Source organism: Gordonibacter pamelaeae 7-10-1-b, from assembly GCF_000210055.1.
Classification (GTDB): domain Bacteria; phylum Actinomycetota; class Coriobacteriia; order Coriobacteriales; family Eggerthellaceae; genus Gordonibacter; species Gordonibacter pamelaeae.
The window spans coordinates 2,453,501-2,460,225 of the sequence record NC_021021.1; the positions used below are offsets into that span (position 1 = coordinate 2,453,501).

The 6,725-nt window shown below is 67.3% G+C and carries 5 protein-coding genes; 2 read left to right on the forward strand and 3 right to left on the reverse strand.

All coding sequences use genetic code 11. The features are described 5' to 3' along the window. Positions 1-1,238: InlB B-repeat-containing protein (locus tag GPA_RS11450; protein ID WP_041239538.1), on the forward strand; the 1,238-nt coding region annotated here is incomplete at its 5' end. 213 nt (positions 1,239-1,451) lie between these two features. Here the strand turns inward: GPA_RS11450 and GPA_RS11455 are convergent. From GPA_RS11455 to GPA_RS11465, 3 genes are all read right to left on the reverse strand, one after another. Next, complete coding sequence (locus GPA_RS11455) at positions 1,452-4,253, reverse strand: protein translocase subunit SecDF (RefSeq protein ID WP_041239539.1); 2,802 nt, start codon at positions 4,251-4,253, stop codon at positions 1,452-1,454. Between the two features lie 173 nt (positions 4,254-4,426). After that, a complete protein-coding gene (tgt, locus tag GPA_RS11460; protein ID WP_041239540.1) occupies positions 4,427-5,572 on the reverse strand; it encodes a tRNA guanosine(34) transglycosylase Tgt in 1,146 nt (381 codons plus the stop codon). A 2-nt stretch (positions 5,573-5,574) separates the two neighbouring features. Continuing rightward, entirely contained in the window at positions 5,575-6,447 is an 873-nt protein-coding gene (locus GPA_RS11465) for an HAD family hydrolase (protein WP_041239541.1), read from the reverse strand. Between the two features lie 82 nt (positions 6,448-6,529). On the opposite strand from GPA_RS11465, the gene GPA_RS11470 reads away from it, so the two are divergent. Beyond that, a partial coding sequence (locus GPA_RS11470) for an epoxyqueuosine reductase QueH (RefSeq protein ID WP_041239542.1) occupies positions 6,530-6,725 on the forward strand: 196 nt, incomplete at its 3' end.

Genomic DNA, 6,725 nt, shown 5'->3' on the forward strand with positions numbered 1-6,725 from the left:
CCGCCGACGCCGAGAACTGCCAGGTGTACCGCAGCACCTTCGAGACGGGCGGGTACGTGCTCGTGGGCACGGTGCCGGGCTCGGAGGCGCAGTACCTGGACACGGGCCTCTCGCCGGACACGACCTACTACTACCGCCTCAACGCAACGGGAGGCGGCCAGACAAGCGACTGGTCGAACACCGCCCATGCCACGACGCCCGCGCAGCTCTTCCCGCTCACCTACCACCGCAACTACGAGGCGGGCGACGCCGTGACCGCGCCCGGTGGCACGTTCAGCCCCTTTCAGTCCCTGGCGCTGAGCAGCATCGCGTCGGTCGGCACCTCGGGCGCCGACTGGTCGCGCATAGGCTACCTGTTCATGGGTTGGAACACCGACGCCTCCGCCCGCTGGGGCTTCATGGATTACACCATGCCCGTAGGCCCCTCGTCGCTGTATGCCATCTGGGCAGCTATGTACTCCGTCGAATACGACGGAAACGGAGCCGACGGCGGCACGGTGCCCGTCGATCCCCAGACGTACGCCGAGGGCGACGCGGTGCCCGTGGCCTCCGGCGAGCCCACGAAGGCCGGCTATGCGTTCGGCGGATGGACGAACGAGGCCGACGGCACCGTGTACCATGCCGGCGAGACGTTCCCCATGCCCGCCGGCGGCGCACGCCTCGTCGCGCGCTGGGTACCGCAGGCCGACGCTCACAAGAACGAGCTCGTGCTGGAGAACGACAACCTGTACGAGGGCGACACGCTCTCGTTCCTGGCTACCGGCCACCGCCAGGACGAGGTTGGCGCGGTCGACGGCGAGACGCGCTACATCCCCGTAACCTGGAGCATCGCGCCCAGCCTGCAGGGCGACTTCCCTGACGCGTCCCCGTACCGCTCCACCGCGGCGCTCGAAGCCGCCGGTTCCTACACGCTCACGGCAACGTACGCCCAGGAGGTCTACACGGCGGGCGCCGGCTGGCAGCGCACAGGCTCCGTCGAAACGCTGTCGCGCGACTTCACCGTCAGGGCCCGGCCGGTCGATCCCGTCGACCCCGTCGATCCGGCGCACCCATCAGACCCGTCGAAGCCCGTTCAGCCCGCATCTGCGGCGACCGGCGCGCGCAAGGCGATCTACTCGGCGTCGAAGTCCTTGCCGCGTACCGCAGACGCTGTCTCGCTCGCCACGCTGGGCACCCTTGCGTGCCTCGTTACGCTGGGTGCCGCCGGCGCGGTCGCTGCGCGAAGGAAGCTTCGGTAAAGGAAGCCCGACCTAGGAGTTTGCGAGTCAGGCTCCCGGTAATGGGCCGCCCTCCTCCGGAGCGTCCCGTCATCATGTCAACAGGACCGAAAAAAAAGGGGGGGGGAGCTGGGCCCTCCGTCTTCTTCCCGCCGTCTCCTCCCTACTGCAGAACAAGGAAACCCCCGTTCGGGGGTTTCCTTGTTCTGCAGCAGTGCCGTGAGCCCCTGTTAGCTACTTCTTGTCCGGGCGCTTCTTGCGCTTGGCCTTCGGCGGCTTGGAGCCAGCCTTGGAGGCGCTGGCACCGTGCGGCTGCGCAGCGCTCGACGGGTCGGGTGCGGCAGAAGGTGCTGCTGACCCGTTGGACGCGACGTTCTTCTTGGCGGCAGCTGTCGCCTCCGCGGCCTTCGATGCCGGCTTCGCGGCAGGCGCGCCCTTGGACGGCTTACCCGCAGACGACTTCCCCGCCTTCGCAGCGGTCGCGCCCTTCGCCGGCTTCGCCGCAGCGGCGGCCATGGCGTTCGGATTCGCGAACTCGAAGCGGCCCACCTCGGTGCCGTACTTCTTCACGAGCTTCGCATTCCTCGGCTCGCGCGTCTTCCACATGGCGTACAGCGGCGTGGCTACCGCCACCGACGAGTACGAGCCGCAGATCAGGCCGATGGCCATGGCGAACGCGAAGTCCTTGAGCGTCTCGCCGCCGAAGAACAGCATGGCCAGCACCGGGATGAGCGACGTGAGCGTGGTGTTGATGGTGCGCACGAGCACCTGGTTGATGGAATGGTTCGCCATCGTCATGAACGTGCACTTGATGTCATCGCCCCGCATGTTGTCGTTGATGCGGTGGAACACGACCACCGTGTCGTAGAGCGAATACCCTAAGATGGTGAGCAGCGCAGCGATGGTGTTCGGGTTGACCTCGCGTCCCACCAGCGCGTAGATGCCCATGACCAGCACCAGGTCGTGCAGGAGCGCCACGATGGCGGTGATGCCCATCTTGTAGTCGAAGCGGATGGCGATGTAGATGATGATGAGCACGATGGACACGAGGAACGCGATGAGCGACGACTGAATGACGCTCGCGCCCCAGTCAGGCCCGATGGTGGTCACCTCGAAGCTGTCGGTGGACAATCCCAGGTCGCCGGCCACCTGGTTCGCGCGCGCCGTGGCGTCCTCGGCGCTCGTGGTGGTGGTGCGGACGAGGAAGCCCTCCTGGCCGTCCGCGTTCGTTGTCTGGATGACGGCGTCGGGCTCGCCGGCCGCATCGAACGAGCTGCGCAGCTGCTCGGTGGTCACATCGCCCGTGTTGTGGAACGCCACCGAGGTGCCGCCCACGAACTCGATGCCGAAGTTCAGCCCCTTCACGCCCACGACGGCGAAGGACGCGCACACGAGCACGGCCGCCACCGTGAGGAAGATGCGGCGGTACCCCAGGAAGTTGATGTCGTGCTTGATGAAGCGCCCGTGCGGCTTGCGCGCCGCCTCTGCGGCGGCCTCGCCGGCGGCACCCGCGCGCTTCTCGACCACACGCTCGCTCTCGGCGGGGTTCAGGGCCTCGCCCGCCTCGGCCGCAGCCGTGCTCGTGCCCTCGGCAAGCGCCAGCGCCTCGTAGTCCTTGGCAGCCGCCTCGGCGTCCGCGACGCCCCAGAAACGAGGATGCCTTGCGATGACCTTCGGCGCCAGCAGGCGGATGAGCGGCGCCTTGAACAGCAGCATCATGACTATGTCGCACACGATGCCCAGTGCCAGCGTCAGGCCGAAGCCCTTGACGGAAGCCGTGGCCAGGAAGAACAGCGACAGCGCCGACACGAGCGTCACCAGGTCGGCATCGACCGACGTGACGATGGCGTGCCGCACGCCCGTGATGGACGCGGCGCGCACGCTGCGGCCCATGCGGATCTCCTCGCGGAAGCGCTCCATGGTGAGGATGGACGAGTCGGCCGCCATGCCGATGGTCAGCACGATGCCCGCGATACCGGCGAGCGAGAGGCTGAACAGGCCGAACGCCGAGAGCGTGGCCAGGATGCCCAGGTACAGCACGGCGAAGATGCCCATGGCCGCCGCCGTGATCAGACCGAGGCCGCGGTAGAAGAACAGCAGGTACAGCATGACCACGGCCAGGCCGATAAGCGCCACCAGCACGCCGGACGCCAGTGCGTCCTGGCCGAGCGTCGGGCCTACCACCTGGCTCTGGGCGTACTCGAAGCTCACGGGCAGCGACCCGCTCTCCAGCACGGTCTGCAGCGACTTGGCTTCGTCGAGCGAGTAACCGCCCGTGATGGACACGTCGCCGTTCGGGATCTCGGACTGCACAGCCGGCGCGGACTGCACCTCGTTGTCCAATATGATGACTATCTTACCCTTCGTAGGCGCAAGCTCTTTCGTTGCCTCGGCGAACGCCGTCGTGCCCTCGCCGTCCAATTTCACATTCACCGCATAGTCGGCGGAGGCCTCTTTCTCCTTGCCGATGGACACGTTCGTGATGTTCGCGCCGGAAACGAGCGGCGTGTAAGTGCCGTCCTCCACCTTGAGGTGCTCGGTCTTGCCCGCGGGCAGCTGGTTGCCCAGCTCGTCGGTGATGGTGGCCTCGTTGCCGTACTGGCCGTTCTCTATCTTGGTCTTCACGTCTTGGTCGGTGAACGAGTCGAGGCGCGCGAACTCCAGCTTGCCGGTCTTGCCGATGGTGTCGAGCGCGTCCTCGGTGTTCGTGAGGCCGGGGATCTGCACGAGGATCTGGTCGGTGCCCTGCACCTGCACCACGGCCTCCGAGGCGCCGAGCGCGTTCACGCGGCTCTCGATGATGGCGCGGCTCTTTTCCATGTCCTCGGTCGACACGGCCTGGCCGCTCTCGCCCTTCGCCGTGAGCACGACCGACAGGCCGCCCTGGATGTCCAGGCCCTGGTTGATCTTCTCCTGCGGAGGCGCGAACATGAAGATCGATCCCACCACCAGCAGGGTGGTGGCTATGAGGAGCCAGACGTTGCGCCGGTCGACCGAGCGGCCGGGCTTCTTCTTCGATTTCTGGGCTGTCGCCATGGGGAGCTCTCCCTCGTTGATTCTTTCCATTCAAAGGCGCGCGGAACGGCTCCGCCACGTCAACTGTCCTATTGTGCCACAAATCGACCGCAGGGAACACTCCCCTGCGGTTAAATTATACTTATCCGGAAATATTCGGCGCTTTCCGGAACCGGCCCGCGCGCAGATCCCGCCTAGTAGTCCTTCGCCGCGGGGCTCGCCATCCACTCCTGGTAGAACTCCTCGTAGGCGTCCGCCAGCACCGCCTCGCGGGCGCGGCGCATGAGGTCGATGAGGTAGTGCAGGTTGTGGATGGAGAGCAGGATGCCGCCCAGCATCTCGTTCTGCTTCACGAGGTGACGCAGGTAGGCGCGGCTGTGGTTCTGGCACGTCGGGCACGTGCAGGCCGCATCGAGCGGGCCGAAGTCGCGCGTGAACTTGGCGTTGCGCATGTTCATGCGGCCCGTCGACGAGAACGCCGTGCCCATGCGCGCCGTGCGGGTGGGCAGCACGCAGTCGAACATGTCCACGCCCTCGCGCACCGCGCGCACAAGCGTGGTGGGGTTGCCCACCCCCATGAGATAGCGCGGACGGTCCTCCGGGCACGCGCGTGCCACGGGGCCGAGCGTCTCGAACATCACCTCGTGGTCCTCGCCCACCGAGTAGCCCCCGATGCCGAAGCCGCCGAACCTGCGGCCGCCCGCAGCGAGGCTTTCCTCCTCGATCTCCCGCAGGCGGCGGATGGACTCCAGGCGCAGGTCCAGCTCCATGCCGCCCTGGACGATGCCGAAGAGCGTCTGGTCGGGGCGCTGGTGCGCGGCCAGGCAGCGACGCGCCCAGTTGGCCGAGAGGTCCACGGCCTTCGCCACGAACGCGTGCTCGGCCGGGTAGGGCGTGCATTGGTCGAGCTGCATGGCGATATCGGCGCCAAGTGCTTCCTGGACGGCCATGTTGGACTCGGGCGTCCAGCGGATCTTCGAGCCGTCGTAGATGGAGCGGAACGTGAGGCCGTCATCGTCGAGCTTGAGCGTGTCGGCCAGGCTGAACACCTGGAAGCCGCCCGAGTCGGTGAGCATGGGGCCGTCGTAGTTCATGAAGCGGTGCACCCCGCCCGCCTCGGCCACCACGTCGGCGCCGGGGCGCAGCGAGAGGTGATACGTGTTCGCGAGCACCACCTGGGAGTTGAGGTCGTGCAGCTGACCTGCGGTGACGCCCTTCACCGTGGCGCTCGTGCCCACGGGCATGAACATGGGCGTCTGAAACGTTCCGTGGGCCGTCTCGTAGGAAAGCGCGCGGGCGTGGCCGCTCGTCGCCTCGCACGTGCAGTCGAAGAGCGCCACGGCTAGCCCTCGATCCCGTTGATGGTGAAGCCCGCGCCGGGGGCGTCGACGCTTGCGCCGGCCGTAAGGTTATCCGCGAGCACGCGCTCGCGCGCGGCAGCGTCCACGAGGCCGGCTTCGATGCCGGTCGCGGGACTCGTGCAGGCAGGCAGCGCCTCGGCCCATGCGGCGAACTCCTCTATCGTGCCATGCTTGGCGCCGCCCAAATCGAAGCCGTCGGTCGGGTCGAGCAGGTGGTCGGTCACGAGGAAAGCGTCGGCCCCGAGCGAGCGGATGCCCAGGTCCTCCACCGTGTTGTTCCCCACCATGAGCACGTCGGCGCCGCGCAGGCCGGCCGCGGCCAGGTTCTCGGCGTAGTAGGAGGGCTTGGGCTTCACGCTCGTGGAGTTCGCGAAGTTCGTGAGGCGCGAGAACTTGCCCGAGTCGACGCCCGCCCATTCGAGGCGCCACCGCACGGCGCGCTCGGGGAACATGGGCATCGTGGCCAGCACGAGCGGATAGCCCTTGGACGCGAGCGCGTCCACCGCGCGCGCCGCCGCCGGGTTCGGCACCACGCCCGCGCCGATCGCACCGAATTCAACTTCGTAGAAGCGGTCGAGCTCCGTCGCCCAGTCGCACGCATCGGCATCGACGTGCGCGAACCAGCCTTCCCAGAACGCGTCGCTGTTCGGGCGGCCGTCATCATGGGCGGCCATGTTCTTGATGCCGGCCTTCATGCCGGCCATGAACGCCTCGGGCGCCACGCCGAAGCGGGCGACGTACGCGCCGAGCGCTTCGAAGTACGTGCGCATGAACTCGTCGATCTCCATGGGGAGCAAGGTCCCGTCCAAGTCGAAGAAGATGGCCCGGTAGGCCGGTGCGGTGCATTCGCTCATTGCGTCGTCCTTCTGTTCGTCGGCGTGCGTTTTGTCCGACATGGTAGTATAGGCGACGATGCGAAGGAGCGTGCGAAACCCGATGAAATTGCTACTTCATGCCTGCTGCGGACCGTGCTCGCTGGAGCCGACGCGCATCTTGCGCGCGGCCGGGCACGACCTGACCCTCTATTATGCGAACTCGAACATCGCGCCAGCCGAGGAGTATGCGCACCGGCTGGGCACGCTGCGCACGTGGGCCGGCGGCGAGGGGCTGCCGGTGGTGGAGGGCCCCTACG